Source organism: Isoptericola sp. AK164 (assembly GCF_029643425.1).
Lineage (GTDB): Bacteria > Actinomycetota > Actinomycetes > Actinomycetales > Cellulomonadaceae > Isoptericola > Isoptericola haloaureus.
In genome coordinates this window covers 2,655,816-2,671,484 of the sequence record NZ_CP119106.1, presented here as the reverse complement: position 1 = coordinate 2,671,484, position 15,669 = coordinate 2,655,816, and the positions used below count along the sequence as shown (strand labels likewise).

Below are 15,669 nucleotides of genomic sequence, written 5' to 3'. Positions count from 1 at the left end.
GCTCACCCTTGCGCGGGTGGTGTCAGAGACCCAGCTCGTTCACCGAGGAGACCGAGGTCTCCCAGGACTCCTCGGGGTCCTCACCGTTGAGGTCGACACGGTTGATGCCGTTCTGGACCTCCTGGTGGATGGAGAAGTAGTGCGGCCCCTTGTAGACGGCGCCGTCGATGGCCTGCGCCCGCGAGGAGAAGATCGCACCGGCGGGTGCCTCGCTCATGAAGTCGTTGACGAAGGACTGCACCTCGTCGGACTCCTGGGCCTCGATCTGCGACGGGAAGGTGCCGGCCTCGACGAAGGCCTGCGTCTGGACCTCGGGGGAGGTCAGCCAGTCGGCGAGCTCCTGGGCGGCCTCGACGTTGTCGCCGGAGGCCGGGACGGTCAGGAAGGAACCGCCCCAGTTGCCGCCGCCACCCGGGAAGACGTCGGCGATGTCCCAGCCCTCGACGCCACCGGCGTTCTGCTCGATCGGCCCGGTCATCCAGGACGGGCAGAGCATCGTGGCGAAGGCGTCGTTCTGGAAGCCGGCCGACCAGTCGTCGCCCCACTGCTCCAGACCGGCCGAGAGGTTGTCGTCGACCGCGGCCGTGATGACCTGGTCGTAGAGGTCCTTGACCTCGGTGTTGGAGGCGAGGTCCTTCGGCTCCCCGGTCTCCGGGTCCTCGTAGGCGGCCTCGACCTGGTTGATCATGCCCTGGTAGGTGGCGACCGCCCCGTCGAACCAGGCGTTGCCGCTGGCGTCGACGTACTCCTTGCCGGCGTCGAAGTAGCTCTCCCAGGTGGCGCTGTCGCCGCCGATCCACTCGGCGACCTCCTCGCGCTCCGACGGCAGGCCGGCGGCCTCGAGCAGGTCGGAGCGGTAGCAGATCGCCTCGGGGCCGATGTCGGTGCCGTAGCCGATGAGCTTGCCGTCCGGTGTGGTGGCCTGCTCGACCTTCCAGTCGACCCAGCGGCCGTCGACGGCGGGCATCTCGGCGAACAGGTCCGGGTACTGCATGAACTCGGACAGCCAGTCGACCTCGACGGCCTCGATGTCGGCCAGGCCCTCGCCGCCGGCGGCGAGCTTGGTGGACAGGTTGGTGCGGGCGTCCTCGGCCTGCGCTGCCGTCGTGTGCTCGACGGTGACGTTCGGGTGCTCCTCCTCGTACTGCGCGAGCAGCTCGTCGGTGTACCCGAAGTTGTTGAAGGTGGCGACCGTGAGGGTGATCTCCTCGTCGGTCGACGCGCCACCGTCCTCTTCGGCGGCGGTCTCCTCACCGGCGGGCTCCTCGGCGTCGCCGGAGCAGGCGGCGAGGAGAAGGCCGAGGGACGCGATGCCGGCGGTGGCCGCGGCGAGGCGGCGAGTCCGGCGCGGGCGGGTGCTGCTGAGCACGGTGACTCCCTTGTCTGGTTCGATCAGTGTCGGCGCTGTGGGAGCGCAACCACATCGTTGGATGGTAGCGCTTCCACGACCGAGCACGATGTTTCCGCTGCGGACGGGCCCGCGTCAAGCCGTCCTGGGGATAGTTGTCGGACGGTGATGTTGCCTGCGGATGTCGTCGCAGGTCAGCAGGGGTGTGGGAGCGCTCCCGTTATTAAACCGTGATGCGCTGTCTTCCGGGTCCGCAAGCGCGGAGGGGTCTCGGGAGGGGCTGCGGGGCCGTCAGGACCGGGCCAGCCAGTCACGGCCGGCCTGCGCCTCCGCCTCCAGGGCACGGCGGACGGCTGCGGCCGCGGCGTCCTCGACGGCCGCGGCGAACAGGGGGACCGAGGCGTGCACGACGCCGTCGACGACCTGCCGGGTTCCGCCGTCGTCCGTCGGGGCCAGGAGCAGGGTGCCGGTGAGACGGACCGGGGCGCCGGTGATCTCGACGACCACGGTGCCCGTGTAGCGCCCCTCGGTCGGGGGTTCCCACGCCTCCGCCTGACGGATCTCCAGCTGGTCGCCCACCACGTGCCGCAGGTGGACGGGGATGACGTCGGTGGGCAGCGTCCGGCGCAGGGCCACGGTGAACCCCGCGTGCGGCGAGCCGGACTGGTCCACCACGGTCGCGGCGGCCGCACCCGGGTCGCGGGCCCGCCAGCGCAGGAACTCCGGGTCGCTGAGCATGGCGGCCACGGAAGCCGTGTCCGCCGGGTAGGTCAGCTCCACCGTCAGGTGCACGTCCACACCCTACCGGCGCCGTCGAGCGCCGTGCGGGCCCGTAGGCTGGTGGGCGTGTCCGCCATGAGTGACCTGATCGCCGAGCACGCCGACCTGCACGAGGGGGACGGCGAGTGGCTCCACCTCCTCGTCGGCGACTGGCAGATCGTCTCCGACCTCGCCTTCGCCGACCTCGTGCTCTGGCTGCCGACCCGCGACGGCCGCTTCGTCGCCGTGGCGCAGTGCCGGCCCAGCACCGGTGCCACCGTGCACTACGACGACGTCGTGGGGTCCTTCGCGCCCGACGGGCAGACGCCGCAGCTCACCGCGGCGATGGCCGAGGCGCGCGCCCAGCGGTCCCGCGAGCCCCGGTGGTTCGGCGCGTACGCCGTCCGGGAGGAGGCCGTGCCCGTCGTCCACGAGGGCCGCGCGATCGCCGTCGTCGCCCGGCAGACCAACCTCGGGTCCGGGCGGACGCCCAGCCGCCTCGAGCTCAACTACGTCGAGTCGGCCGACGACCTGCTCGCGATGATCGGGCGCGGGGAGTACCCGTCGCCCAACGCCGCGACGGGGCCGCGGCGGGGCGCGCCGCGCGTCGGGGACGGTCTCATCCGGCTGAACTCCGAGGGCGAGGTGCTCTACGCCAGCCCCAACGCGCTGTCGTGCTTCCACCGGCTCGGCGTCATCGGCCCGCTGGTCGGCCAGTCGCTCGTCGAGGTCACCGCCGGGATCGTCGAGCAGCAGAACACCGTCGACGAGTCCATGCCGCTGGTCGTCATGGGTCGCGCGCCCTGGCGCACCGACATCGAGGCCGGCCGCGTGGCGCTGTCGTTGCGCGCCCTGCCGCTGACCGACCACGGTCAGCGCATCGGCGCCGTCCTGCTGTGCCGCGACGTCTCCGAGCTGCGCCGACGCGAGCGCGAGCTCATGACCAAGGACGCCACGATCCGCGAGATCCACCACCGCGTGAAGAACAACCTGGCCACGGTGGCCGCCCTGCTGCGGCTGCAGGCCCGCCGCATGGACGTCCCGGAGGCGCGGGCCGCGCTGGAGGAGGCGATGCGGCGCGTCGCCACGATCTCGCTGGTGCACGAGTCGCTGTCGCAGACGCTGGACGAGCAGGTCGGGCTCGACGACATGCTCAAGCGCGCGCTGCGCCTCGCCGCGGACGTGGCCTCGACCCACACCTCGGTGCGCACGGAGCAGCAGGGGTCCTTCGGGATGATCCCCGCGCCGGATGCCACGCCGCTGGCGCTGGTGCTCACCGAGCTGGTGACGAACGCCGTCGAGCACGCGTTCCCCGACCGTGAGTCCGGGACCGTGTGGATCGACGTGCAGCGCGAGGCCGCGGGGCTCCGCGTGGTCGTGGCGGACGACGGCGTCGGCATGCGGGAGGGGATCGAGCAGCTCGGGCGGGCGTCGCGCAGCGGGCTCGGCTCGCAGATCGTCAAGACGCTCGTGACGAACGAGCTGCGTGGCACGATCGACTGGCGCCCCCGCGAGGGCGGCGGCACGGAGGTCGTGCTCGCGGTGGAGCTGCGCGAGGACTCCCACCGCTGACCGGCGGTCGTCGCCGCACGCGAACGCCCCCCTCGCTCGGGAGCGAGGGGGGCGTGGCGCGACGTGTCGCGAGGGGTCAGCCGGCGCGGCGCGCGCGAGCGGTGCGACGCTTGAGCGCGCGACGCTCGTCCTCGCTCATCCCGCCCCAGACGCCGGCGTCCTGACCGGACTCCATGGCCCACTTGAGGCAGGTGTCGACGACGTCGCAGCGACGGCAGACCGCCTTGGCCTCCTCGATCTGCATGAGCGCGGGGCCGGTGTTGCCGATCGGGAAGAAGAGTTCGGGGTCCTCGTCGAGGCAGGCCGCCTGGTGCCGCCAGTCCATGTCATCTCCTCAGTGCTCGTCCCCGGCCTCGGGCGCTCGACCCGGCGCATGCCGACGGCTGCCCGTCCGGGTCCGGTATCGTCCAGGGGGGTTCGGAATCTGCCATCAAGACTCACACCTCGTGAAGCGCCGCACAAGGGGTTACACCGAGATTTCTGCCGCGTGAACCCTGAGGGTTTCATCACACTGCACAACGGGGCAGGTCAGCCGTATCATCACGACGATGCCCACCTCTGACGCCCCCTCGGGCCCGGCCGACGCCACCCCGTCCCCGGCCGGGATGCCCCGGGCTCTGCTCGCCGTCGTGGCGGGCGTCGGGCTCGAGGTCGTGGCGATGGTGGTCTTCGCCGGCGCGATGATCGTCGACCTCGTCGTGGGCCAGGCGGAGAGCCTCGGCGTCAGCCTCTTCACGGCCGCCTTCTTCCTCGCCCTCGCCTGGCTCCTGGGCTGGTCCGCGCGCGCCCTGTGGCAGGGCCGCCGGGGCGGCCGGTCGCCCGTCGCCGGCTGGCAGATCTTCCAGGGGCTGATCGCCATCGCGCTGCTGACCAGTGGGTCCCTGGTGGTGACGCTCGGCGGGGTGCTGGTGCTCGCGCTGGCCGCCGGCGTCCTGGTCTGCCTCATGACGCGCGGCGTCGTCGAGCACACGCTCGGCTGAGCCCGTCCCGGCCGCGACGGGCCGGGCCACCTGGACGCAGACCGCCTCCCCGGACCGGACCAGCGCGCCGCGCCCCGGTCGCGGCGGACCGGGGTCCGCGACGTCGGCGACCGGCGTCCCGAGCACCTCGTCCGCGCCCCGCTCGCCCGGCGCCAGCACCACCCCGGTGCGCCGCCCGCGCAGCTCGGCGAGCACCCCCCGGTGGGCCATCAGCGCCCCCTGGGTGGTCGCCGAGGCCACCACGCGCAGCCCCTCCTGCTCGAGCGCGGCGAGTCGTTCGGCCTCCACCGGGCACGTCTGCGCCACGGCGTCCAGGTCGTCGACGACGACGGTGCCCGACCCGGGCGACAGGGACTCGACGAGCCCCCGTACCGCCGCGGAGGCGAGACCCGCCGTCGGCGCGGTCCCGGCGTCCTCGCGCAGGGTCCGGTCGCGGGAGACGACCGCGGCGAGCCGACCGCGCCGGGCGAGGGCGCGGGTGACGGTCCGCAGCGTGGTGGTGCGGCCCGAGCCGTGCGGTCCGACGACCAGTGCGCCCTCGCCGACGTCGAGGGAGACCGGGACGGCGGCGTCCCCGCCCAGCCCGACCGTCACCGCGGTCCCCTCGTCGGTTGCGGCGGCGTCCGGCGGGCCGGTGCCCAGGGTGCGGCGGGTGCCAGGTGGGCCTCCACCGAGGTGCGCCGGCGTCACGTCCGCGGGGAGCGGCAGCACCCGCACGGGCGTGCCGGCGACCGCTGCGTCGGAGACCCGCGCGTCGCGCGACGGAGCGACGGGCTCCGGCGACAGCACCTGGCAGGCCAGCGGGGTTCCCTGGGTGAGCCAGACGGCACGTCCTGGCGGGCCGCCCGTCCCGGCGAAGGGCGCCGGCGCGCCGAGCATGACGTCGGTGTGCTGGTCGGTGCCGAGCAGCACAAGCCGCGGTCCCACGCGCGCGGCCACCCCGCCCACGGTGGCGCCGTCGGCCGTGACCGCGAACGCCGCGCGGCCCGCGGAGAGTGCCGTGACGAGCGGGTCCCAGGGGTCCGTCCCGGCGAGCGCGGCGCGCAGGGCCGCGACGTCCTCGACCAGGACGAGGGGCGCCGGGCCGTCGTCCGCACCGGACGGCGCGGGTGCGGCGAGGAGCTGCAGCAGGCGGCGCGCCCGGCGCGGGTCGTCGGCGCCGGCGAGCGTGCCGAACCCGGGACGGTCGGCGAGAGGGGCGAAGCGGTGCTGCGCGGCGGCGGGGGCGAGCACGTGCACGGCGCGTCCGCGCTCCAGCGCCGCCCGGGCCAGGGTGACCAGGGCGGTGGTGCGTCCGGACCGGGCGGGGCCCAGGACGGCGAGGTGGCCGTCGGCCGGACGCCAGCAGGCGGCCGTCCGGCGCTGGCGGTCGGGATCGTCGGCCAGCGCCAGGGGCAGGTGGTCGTGCCCGGCCGGGGCGTCCGAGGGCAGGTCGGCGACGGTGACCCGGGCCGGCAGGGCGGGGAGCCACGGTGCCGGGCCGGGGCGGTGGCCACCCGCCGCGGCCGCCTCGCGCAGGACCGTGACGGCCGCGGCGACGGTGTCGGCGTCGTCGGGCCGACCGGGTGCTGTCGGAGCGGCAGCGGTTCCGGCCGGCGGTGTCGGGTGCGTGCCGGGGACCCGCCGCACTGCCGAGGTCGACTCCCCGCCGGGTGCTCCCGCGTGGGCGCACTGGAGCGCGACCGGCGGTGCGGAACCGATGCGCAGCACGGCGCGGCCGGGTTCGCCGACCCGGATCGCCGCGGCGCCCGGGTGCTCGACGACGTCGCGCGAGTCGGCGGGGTCGACGACCCGCAGCGCGAGTCGTGCCGAGACGTTGGCGCGCAGGTCGGCGCCGACGGCGCCGGCCGGGCGCTGGGTCGCCAGGACGAGGTGGACCCCGAGCGAGCGGCCCTGGGCAGCGATGCGGAGCAGGCCGGGCAGGAAGTCGGGCAGGTCGTCGGCCAGGGCCCGGAACTCGTCGATGACCACCAGCAGCCGGGGCAGGGCTCCGCGCGGGAGATCGTGCGAGGCGGCGACGCCGTGGTCGGCGAGCACGCGCTCGCGGCGGTGCAGCTCGGCCCGCAGCCCGACCAGGGCGCGGCCGGCGAGCCCGGCCTCGAGGTCGGTGACCTGCCCGACGACGTGGGGAAGCTCGGCGCAGCGGCCGAACGAGGCACCGCCCTTGAAGTCGACGAGCGTGACGGCGAGGTCGGCGGGGGAGCGGGTGGCGGCCAGCCCGAGCACGAGGGACTGCAGCAGCTCCGACTTGCCGGCCCCGGTGGTGCCGGCCACGAGCAGGTGGGGCCCGTCGGTGTCGAGATCGAGGTCGACGGTGCGTCCCGCGGCGTCGCGGCCCAGCGGGACGCGCCAGGTGTCGGCGCGTGCCCAGCGGTCGGCGGGGTCGTCGAGGTCCACGAGGTCGGCCAGCGCGACCGAGGACGGCAGCCGCGGGTCGGTGGGGTCGGTGCCGTCGCCCTCCGGTGCGGTCGCCGCCTGCGCGGACGGCCCGGTCGCGGGGCGGCGCAGGTGGCGCAGACCCGCCAGCCGCCGCGCGGTGCGCTCCGCCCACGCGGTGCTCACCCCGGTCGCAGGGGCGAGGGAGTCGCTGCCGTCGGGGGCGGTGCGCAGGACACGGCCGTCCGGGCCGATCGTCCAGGTGGTGCGGCACCAGGCCGGGGCGGGCACCGGACCGCCGGGGCCGTCGTCGGGCAGGCAGAGCACGACCACGCCCCCGTGGCGCGCCGTCCGGTCCGCCGTCGCGAGGTCGTCCGCGGTCGGGGCGTCGGCGACCAGGACGCCCGGTGTGCCGTCCGCGGCCGGCGCGGGGTCCGGGGCGAGCCACCGGCACCAGCGCCAGGCGCCGCGGCCCGTGCCCACGGCGCGCACCGGGGCGCCCGTGGTCGCGAGGTCGACCACGACGGAGCGTGCCACGGACCGGACCGACGCGGCCGGCCCGCGCAGGCACAGCGCGCCGTCGGGCAGCATCGTGCCCGGCGTGGGCGGCGGTACCGGGGTGCCGGCGGTGGCGCGTTCGGCGAGCGCCCGCGCGGCCCGGCGCCAGGCACCGTCGGAGGCCTGGTGCGCCGCGGCGATCCGTGCGGCGGTGCGGCCCGGGGCCGCGCCGACGTCCGCCGGGACGTCCGGGCCGACGGTCCGCGGGGCCCGTCGGCGACGACGCACGGCCGCGACGAACTGCGGTACCAGCGCGACGACCGCGACGAGCGAGAACAGCGCGTACAGGGGCTGGCGCAGGGTCACCGCGAGCACGACCGAACCGAGCACGGGCACCAGTCCCGTCGCGAGCATCGCCGGCCCGACGGTCGGTGCAGTGTCCGTCGGCGCCGCCCCCAGGGCGAGCCAGACCTCGACGTCGCCGGACCGGTGCAGCGCGTACCGGACACCGTCGAGGTCGAGCTCGTGGTGGGACGGCCAGCGGCGTGGCCACCACCCGAGCCCCCGACGGCGGCGGACGCCGGGGTGCCCCAGCGTGGCGGGCCGCCGTCGGCCGGGCCACGGCAGACCGGGCCGCGGCAGACCGGGCCACGGCAGACCGGGCCGCGGCAGGCCGGGCCACCACGGACCGGCCCGTCCCGGTGCGGTGCCGCCCGTCGGCGGCACGGGCGACAGCAGCCGGACCCGGACGCCTCCGCGCGCGCCGGCGGTCACCCGGACCCGGTGCCTGCCTTGCGCGAGGGTGAGGGGTGCGCCGGGAGCCAGGGGCCGGGGCTCCCCCGCGGCGAGCCCGGTCGTGGCCGCCACGCACCACGGGCTGCGCAGGACCGCGACGTCCGCCGCACCGTCCGTGGGGTCGCCGGCGGCGGGTCTGCCCAGGGCACGTCCGCCGGACCGTGCGGGGCGCAGCACCGTGCCCGGCAGCAGGGGGCGGGAGCCGACCCGGGCGTCGTCACCCACGGGGCGGTCGTCGGCGAGCAGGTCGGCGCGCAGCAGCTCCGGGCGGCGCACGAGATCGGCCAGCGGGGCGCGCAGGTCACCGAGCCGGACGTCGTCGGGCAGCTCGACGTCCTCGTCGGGGTGCAGGGTGAGGCGGACGGGCATGTCGCCAGCGTGCCGCCCTCGGGCGGCCGCGCGCCGCCGTCGTCCACAGCCTGTGCACGGCCGCGAGATCGACGCACCCGGCCGAGATCGACGCACCGTCCGTCGATCTCGGCCCGGGCACGTCGATCTCGCGGCCGGGGATGGAGGGAGCGGGCACCTCGGGCTCCTCGGGCTCCTCGGGCTACTCGGTGGCGAGCGCCTCCACCGGCGAGGCCTTCAGCGCCGTGCGGGCCGGGGCCACCGAGGCGACCAGACCGGCCAGGAGCGCCACCAGCAGCACGAGGCCCACCTCGAGCCACGGGACCGAGAGCGCCACGTCCCCCATGATCCCGAGCGCCGCCGCGGCGCCTGCCCACCCGTAGACCAGGCCGAGCACGACGCCGAGCACGGCGCCGACACCCGCGATGAGCAGGCCCTCGATCGCGAGCATGCCGCGCAGCTGGGCCTTCGACAGCCCGATCGCGCGCAGCGTCGCGGACTCGCGCCGCCGCTCGATCACCGACAGCGACAGCGTGTTCGCCACCCCGATCAGGGCGATGACCACGGCCACCGCGAGCAGCCCGACGACGATGCCCAGCATCGTGTCGATCACCTGGTCGAACAGGGCGCGCTGGGACGCGATGCCGGTGACCTGGGCCGACTCGCCCGAGTCCGCCACGACGTCCTGGATCGCGCCGACGGCGGACGCGGCGTCCACGTCGTCGTCCAGCGCCAGGTACATCCCCGTCACGGGCGCGTCCGGGGACAGCGCCGCCAGGTCGTCGGTCGTCAGGTAGTTCGTGTAGCCCGACGCTCCGACCGCCACGGTGACGGTCACCGCGCCGTCGGTGTCCGTGAGCTCCACGGTGTCCCCGGAGCCCAGCCCCAGGTCCTGCGCCTGGTCGTGACCGACGAGCACCGTGCCCGGCTCGAGGCCCGCCAGGACGTCCGGGGAGTTCAACGCCTCCGCGCCGGCTCCCGGGTCGATGGCGGTGAGCGGCAGCCAGTTCGCGACCGACCCGGCGCCGGACGTCGCCTGCACCAGGATCTCCGAGACGTCGGTGGTCGCACCGACGCCGTCCACGGCGGCCACGTCGGCCCGCAGCTCGTCCGCCAGCGCCGCCTGCTCTCCGCCGGCGCCGTACTCCGCCGACGTGACCACCACGTCCACCGGGAACTGCTCGTCCATCGCCGCCGTCAGCGACGTCCGGGCGCTCGCGGCCCCCGTGGTCATCATCGCCACCAGGGTCACGCCGATGAGAAGCGCCGTGCTCGTGGTCGCCGTGCGCCGCGGGTTGCGCAGCGTGTTCGCGGCCGCGAGCCGCGCCGTCGGGCCCGAGGCTCCGACCAGCCGCCCGGCCGCCGCGGCGACCTTCGGCAGCCAGAAGACGGCCCCGACGGCCACGCCGACGAACGACAGCGCGCCGCCGGCGATCCCGGCCGGGAGGCCGAGCGTCGGCTCCTGCCAGGCCGTGCCCAGCGCGGCGCCCGCGCCGAGCAGCCCGAAGCCGACGACGGTGGCCAGCAGCGACAGCACCAGGCGGACCTTTCCGGCGCGGCGCGACGTCGTGGGGGAGTCGGCCGGACGGAGCGCGGCCAGCGGTGCCACCCGGGTCGCGACCCGGGCGGGGACCAGCGCGGCACCGACGGTGACCAGGGTGCCGACCAGCACCGGGACCACCACGACCTGCCAGGTGAGCGTCACCGTGCCGGGCAGCGGCACGGGGACGTCCAGGGCGTGCGCCACCCACAGGGCCGCCTGCCCGAGCGCCGTGCCGAGGAGCACGCCGGCCACCGAGGCGACCAGGCCGAGGATCGCGGCCTCGGTGAGCACGCCGCGTCCGACCTGCGCCTTGTCCGCTCCCACGCAGCGCAGCAGCGCCAGGGTGCGCGCCCGCTGGGCCACCAGCACCTGGAACGTGTTGGCGATGACCAGCCCGGCCACCACCAGGGCGATCGCGGCGAAGGTCAGCACGAACACGAGGAACATCAGGTCCTGGCCGCCGGTGAGCTCGGCGGCGGACTCGGCGGCACGCTCGTCGGTGGTGACCGCCCACCGGGGGGCGTCCGTGCTGGTGCTTCCGCCGACGGTCTCGGCGAGCGCGGCTTGTGTCTCTGCCACGTCCGTGCCGTCCGCCACGACGACGGCGGCCTCGGTCACGGCGACCGGTTCGCCCCAGCGATCGCTCTGCCACGTCGTGTACGTCGCGGGGTCGACGACGGCGGCACCCCCGGTCCGCGCGTACGCCCCGAACGGGTCGTCCAGCAGCCCGACGACCGTCGGGGACTCGGTGACCTGCTGCCACGAGCCGTCGTCGACGACGTCGCGGTGCACGTCGACCGTCTCCCCGACCCCGACGCCGAGCCGGTCGGCGACCTCGGTGGGCAGCGCGATCTCGTCGGCGGCCGACGGCATCGCGCCCTCGGTCACCTCGAGGGGCATGAGCCGCTCGTCGGCGGTGGGGACGATGCTCTGGTAGACCGAGCGGCCCCCGTCGGTCAGCTCGGCGTCCGTGGACGTCACCGGCGCCACGGCCGCGACGCCGTCGGTCGCGGCCAGCGCGTCGAGGTCGAGCGGGTCGTCCGTCGTGGCGCCCACGACCAGGTCGGCGTCACCGTACTGCGCGGCGATGGAGTCGTAGGTCGTGCGCGTGATGACGCCCGAGGCCAGCAGCGTGGCGGCCACGAACGCCGTGCCGATGACGATCGCGACACCGGCCGCGGCGAGCCGGCCCGCGCTGCGGCGCATCTGCGCCAGCGTGATCCGCAGCATCAGGCACCCGCCGGCGTGCCGTCGTCGGACGGGGTCCCGGTCACCGGGGCCTCGAGGGAGCGCAGCGCGTCCAGCCCGGCGAGCACGGCCTCGGGGGTCGGGTCGGAGATCTCCCCGGCGATGCGGCCGTCGGCGATGAGGACCACCCGGTCCGCGTACGCGGCGGCCGTGGGGTCGTGGGTGACCATGATGATCGTGCGGCCCAGCTCGCGCACCGACCGGCGCAGGAAGCTCAGTACCTCCACCCCGGCGCGGGAGTCCAGGTTGCCGGTGGGCTCGTCGGCGAAGACGACCTCCGGCTGGGCGATGAGCGCGCGGGCGACGGCGACGCGCTGCTGCTGGCCGCCGGACAGCTCGCTCGGGCGGTGGGTGAGGCGCTCGGACAGCCCGAGCGTGGTCACCAGCGTGTCGAACCAGGCGCGGTCCACGGTCCCGCCGGCGAGCTCCACGGGCAGCGTGATGTTCTGCTCGGCGGTGAACATCGGCAGCAGGTTGAACTGCTGGAAGACGAACCCGACGCGGTCGCGGCGCAGCCTCGTCAGGGCCTTGTCGCCCAGGGCGGTCACGTCGGTGGAGCCGAGGAACGCCTGCCCGCGCGTGGCGCTGTCGAGGCCGGCCAGCAGGTGCATGAGCGTGGACTTGCCCGACCCGGACGGCCCCATGATCGCGGTGAACCGGCCGGCCGCGAAGTCCACGTCGACGCCGTCCAGGGCGCGGACCTGCGCCTGGCCGGTGCCGTAGGTCTTGGTCAGGGCTCGGGCGCGCACGGCGGGGGTCTGGTCGCTGGGGGCGACGGCGCCGGGGGCGTCGTCGTCGATCGGGACGTACACGGTGGTGTCCACGGGGATGCTCTCCGCATGTCTGGTGCTGACGGCTCCCGTCGGGGAGCGCGATGACAGCACCGACGCTACGGAGCGCCGGGCGCGGCGTCGTCGGCCCCGAGGCTGGTCCCGGCGGGCGTCCAGGTCATCCTCAGGGATGACCTCCACCCCGGGCGCCCTCGGGGTTCCCCCGGACGCGGTCGGGGGAACCCGGAGGGCGACGGCTCAGCGCGGCGGCCAGAGGTGGGACGAGGTGACCGTCATCCAGGCGCTCACCCGGGGGTTGTCGCGGACCACGTACGGCTTGCCGGTGTAGTGCCGGGCGAGGCGGTCGATGTCGGCCAGGTCCGGGTCGTCGACGAGCTCGACCTCGCCGCGCAGGCTCACGTGGTGGTACCAGTTCGCGTCCAGCACCGTCAGCGAGACCCGCGGGTCGTGCTCGAGGTGCCGCAGGCGGGCGCGGCCGGCGTCGAGGTTGAGCAGGACGCGCTGCGAGTCGTCGTCCCAGAGGTACCAGGTGGCCACCGACACGGGTGCCCCGGAGGGCGTCACCGTGGCCATGACGGCCGGGTTCGGACGGCGGAGCAGCTCGACGGTCTCGGGCTTCAGGGGAGTGGTCGCCATCGGCCCATTCTGCGGGGTGGTCAGCCGTCGTCGCGCAGGCGCGCCCGCACCAGCACGAAGACCGCCGCCGACAGCAGCAGGCCGGCGAGCAGGACGAGCCACACGTACGCCGGACCGCCGACGAGGCTCTCCAGCAGGACCCGGCTCTGCGACGTCGGGTCGGCGAGGACCACGGCCACGAAGGCGGCCACGACGGCGATGATCACCCCGGTCAGGACCCGCTCCCACCGCTTGTCCAGCCGGGAGTGGTCCATGACCCGCCGGCCGGCCCGGACGATGTGGCGCGCGCGCAGCAGGCGCAGCGCACCGACCGCCCGCACCAGCCGCAGGAGCTGGGTCGGGCCGATGGCCAGCACCGCCGAGACCACGATGGCCAGCGTCACGACGACCAGCCACCGGTGCTGCCACACCCACCGCCGCTTGTCGCCGGAGACCGCGAACAGCACGACCGTCTCCGCGAGCAGCACGGCACCGGTGAGCAGGCTGCCGACGGTGCCGACCGTCGCGTAGGGCTCGGAGAGCAGGGTCAGCCAGACGGCGGGCACGGAGGCCAGGGCCGCGACGATCACCGGCCAGGCGAACCGCCGTTCCCAGCGCTCCTCGGCCTGCTCTGCCGGCTCTGCCGGCTCTGCCTGCTCGGCCCGCGGGGTCTGCCGGGTCTGCCGGGTCTGCTCGGTCGACGGCTCCTCCGTCACGGAGGAGCCGCGCTCGACGGGGGACTGGCGGGACACGGCACCCAGGGTAGAGGCAGCCGGCCCGGCGCGGCGCCGCTCAGGCGCCGGGCCGCACCAGCCCGGTCTCGTAGGCGGTCACCACGGCCTGGACGCGGTCCCGGGCGCCGAGCTTGGCCAGCACGCGTCCGACGTGCGTCTTGACGGTCGCCTCGGCGACGAACAGGTCCGCCGCGATCTCGGTGTTCGACCGGCCCCGCGCCATGAGGACCAGCACCTCGCGCTCGCGCTCGGTCAGCGCCGCCAGGGCCGCGTGCTGGGCGGGGGCGGACGACGCCGGCAGCGCGGTGACGAGGTGCTCCAGCAGCCGGCGGGTGGACGACGGCGCGATGACGGCGTCGCCGCGCTGGACCGTCCGGACCGCGGCGAGCAGCTCCTCGGGCGGGGTGTCCTTGAGCAGGAAGCCCGACGCCCCCGCGCGGATCGCCTCCAGGACGTACTCGTCGAGGTCGAAGGTCGTCAGCACGACCACCGTCGGCGCGTCCGGGGACGCCGTGAGCCGAGCGGTGGCCGTGAGCCCGTCCATGGTGGGCATGCGCACGTCCATGAGCACCACGTCCACCCGGTGGTCGGTCAGCAGCCGCAGCGCCTGCGCGCCGTCGGCGGCCTCGACGACGACGGTCAGGTCGTCCTGGGAGTCGATGACCATGCGCAGGCCGGCGCGCACGAGCTGCTGGTCGTCGACGAGGGCGACCCGGATCGGTGCCGTCATGCCTGCTCCTCGGGTTCGTCGGACGTCCCCGCGGTCGAGGCGGGGACCGGCATCGTGAACCGTACCCGCCACCCTCCGCCCGGTCGGGGACCGGCGGTGACCGAGCCCCCGAACACAGCGGCGCGCTCGCGCATGCCCAGCAGCCCGTAGCCGTCCGTGCCGGGCAGGGCCGCCGCCCCCCGGCCGTCGTCGGACACCTCGACGGTCACCGCCTCCGCCTCCCAGCGCAGCACCACCGTCACGCGCGGCTGCGGACCGGCGTGCTTGCGGACGTTGCTCAGGGCCTCCTGAGTCACCCGGTGCAGGGTGAGCCCGGCTCCCGGTGGGAGCCGGCGCGGCGTCCCGACACGCACCAGCGACACCCGCATCCCGGCCTCGCGGGCCTGCACCACGAGGCCGTCGAGCTCGGCGTCGTCCGGCTGCGGGGCCAGCGGTGCCGGGGACGACGGCGGTGCGGTGGCCCCGGACGGTGTCGCGGGCCCGCCCCCGCCCGGTGCCGGCCCGGCGCCCGACAGAGCCGGCGCCCGGACCACGTGACCGTCGTCGTCGCGCAGGACGCCGAGCAGGCGGCGCATGTCCGCCAGTGCGGCGCGCCCCGTCTCCGACACGACGTCGAGGGCGCGCACGGCGGCCTGCGGGTCGGACGAGGCCGCGTAGCGGCCGCCGTCGGCCTGGGCGACCACGATCGAGAGCGAGTGGGCCACGATGTCGTGCATCTCGCGGGCGATGCGGGCGCGTTCGGCGGCGGTGGCGATCCGGGCCTGCTGGTCGCGCTCGACCTCGAGCCGTTCGGCGCGGTCCCGCAGCGCCTCGACGGTGACCCGACGGTAGCGGCGGACCAGCGCCAGCGCCCACACGGCCAGCGCGACGGTCGAGCAGAACAGGCTGATCCCGAGAGTGTCCGCGAGCCCGGAGAACCAGGCGCCCTGCAGGACCAGCACCGGACCGAGGAGGAAGCAGCCGGCGACGGCGGAGACGATCGCCGTGACGTGGGCCCACCGGGGTCCGTAGACCGTCACCGCCCACAGCGCGGCGAGCACCGCGAGGTCCCCGGGCAGCAGCAGCGGCAGCCCGGAGACGAGGTGGGCCAGCGCGACCGCATAGACCGCGACGACGGAGGCGACCGGGTGCGTGCGTCGCCAGGCGAGAGGGACGACCAGGGCCACGGACCAGACGACGACGGCGGGACCGCGGTCGCTCCCCGACAGGTCGCTGGCCGTCAGCAGCACGACGAGGGCGAGGATCCCGGCCCCGACGGCGTCGACGAGGAACCGATGGTGCTCGAACCACCGGTTCACCCGTCCTGACCAGCCCATGCTCGCTACCCTAGGC

At 75.6% G+C, this 15,669-nt stretch carries 11 protein-coding genes; 1 reads left to right on the top strand and 10 read right to left on the bottom strand.

Annotated elements, in window-relative coordinates:
• Positions 1-22 precede the first annotated feature (22 nt).
• Both PO879_RS12340 and PO879_RS12335 read right to left on the bottom strand, forming a co-directional pair.
• The gene (locus PO879_RS12340; protein WP_278235181.1) at positions 23-1,369 is read right to left on the bottom strand and encodes an ABC transporter substrate-binding protein; all 1,347 of its coding nucleotides are present in this window, start codon (positions 1,367-1,369) and stop codon (positions 23-25) included.
• A 270-nt stretch (positions 1,370-1,639) separates the two neighbouring features.
• A complete protein-coding gene (locus PO879_RS12335; protein ID WP_278235180.1) occupies positions 1,640-2,140 on the bottom strand; it encodes a DUF2505 domain-containing protein in 501 nt (166 codons plus the stop codon).
• A 63-nt stretch (positions 2,141-2,203) separates the two neighbouring features.
• On the opposite strand from PO879_RS12335, the gene PO879_RS12330 reads away from it, so the two are divergent.
• On the top strand, positions 2,204-3,679 hold the full coding sequence (locus PO879_RS12330) for a PAS domain-containing sensor histidine kinase (RefSeq protein WP_278237530.1): 1,476 nt from the start codon (positions 2,204-2,206) through the stop codon (positions 3,677-3,679).
• Positions 3,680-3,755: 76 nt separating this feature from the next.
• On the opposite strand, the gene PO879_RS12325 is transcribed toward PO879_RS12330, so the two are convergent.
• The 8 genes from PO879_RS12325 to PO879_RS12290 form a co-directional block, all read right to left on the bottom strand.
• Positions 3,756-4,004, bottom strand: a complete 249-nt coding sequence (locus tag PO879_RS12325) for a WhiB family transcriptional regulator (protein WP_171247655.1) — start codon at positions 4,002-4,004, stop codon at positions 3,756-3,758.
• A 181-nt stretch (positions 4,005-4,185) separates the two neighbouring features.
• A complete protein-coding gene (locus PO879_RS12320) occupies positions 4,186-8,697 on the bottom strand; it encodes an FtsK/SpoIIIE domain-containing protein (RefSeq protein ID WP_278235179.1) in 4,512 nt (1,503 codons plus the stop codon).
• A gap of 181 nt (positions 8,698-8,878) precedes the next feature.
• Positions 8,879-11,449: an FtsX-like permease family protein gene (locus PO879_RS12315; RefSeq protein ID WP_278235178.1), complete on the bottom strand. Its 2,571-nt coding sequence runs from the start codon at positions 11,447-11,449 to the stop codon at positions 8,879-8,881.
• Positions 11,449-12,267, bottom strand: a complete 819-nt coding sequence (locus tag PO879_RS12310; protein WP_278237529.1) for an ABC transporter ATP-binding protein — start codon at positions 12,265-12,267, stop codon at positions 11,449-11,451. Before PO879_RS12310 ends, PO879_RS12315 begins: the two co-directional genes overlap by 1 nt.
• A gap of 228 nt (positions 12,268-12,495) precedes the next feature.
• Positions 12,496-12,894 (bottom strand): PPOX class F420-dependent oxidoreductase, encoded by a 399-nt coding sequence (locus PO879_RS12305; RefSeq protein WP_278235177.1) that lies wholly within the window; start codon positions 12,892-12,894, stop codon positions 12,496-12,498.
• A gap of 20 nt (positions 12,895-12,914) precedes the next feature.
• Positions 12,915-13,625 carry a hypothetical protein gene (locus PO879_RS12300; protein WP_278235176.1) on the bottom strand — a complete coding sequence of 237 codons (711 nt, stop codon included), beginning with the start codon at positions 13,623-13,625 and terminating at the stop codon, positions 12,915-12,917.
• A gap of 40 nt (positions 13,626-13,665) precedes the next feature.
• Positions 13,666-14,337 (bottom strand): response regulator transcription factor, encoded by a 672-nt coding sequence (locus PO879_RS12295; protein WP_278235175.1) that lies wholly within the window; start codon positions 14,335-14,337, stop codon positions 13,666-13,668.
• Positions 14,334-15,653 carry a histidine kinase gene (locus PO879_RS12290; RefSeq protein ID WP_278235174.1) on the bottom strand — a complete coding sequence of 440 codons (1,320 nt, stop codon included), beginning with the start codon at positions 15,651-15,653 and terminating at the stop codon, positions 14,334-14,336. Before PO879_RS12290 ends, PO879_RS12295 begins: the two co-directional genes overlap by 4 nt.
• Positions 15,654-15,669: the final 16 nt, after the last annotated feature.

Excerpts from the sequence above, each read along its gene's own strand:
- PO879_RS12330 (WP_278237530.1), top strand. The coding sequence starts at position 2,204 with ATGAGTGACCTGATCGCCGAGCACGCCGACCTGCACGAGGGGGACGGC.
- PO879_RS12325 (WP_171247655.1), bottom strand. The coding sequence starts at position 4,004 with ATGGACTGGCGGCACCAGGCGGCCTGCCTCGACGAGGACCCCGAACTC.
- PO879_RS12320 (WP_278235179.1), bottom strand. The coding sequence starts at position 8,697 with ATGCCCGTCCGCCTCACCCTGCACCCCGACGAGGACGTCGAGCTGCCC.
- PO879_RS12315 (WP_278235178.1), bottom strand. The coding sequence starts at position 11,449 with ATGCTGCGGATCACGCTGGCGCAGATGCGCCGCAGCGCGGGCCGGCTC.
- PO879_RS12305 (WP_278235177.1), bottom strand. The coding sequence starts at position 12,894 with ATGGCGACCACTCCCCTGAAGCCCGAGACCGTCGAGCTGCTCCGCCGT.
- PO879_RS12295 (WP_278235175.1), bottom strand. The coding sequence starts at position 14,337 with ATGACGGCACCGATCCGGGTCGCCCTCGTCGACGACCAGCAGCTCGTG.
- PO879_RS12290 (WP_278235174.1), bottom strand. The coding sequence starts at position 15,653 with ATGGGCTGGTCAGGACGGGTGAACCGGTGGTTCGAGCACCATCGGTTC.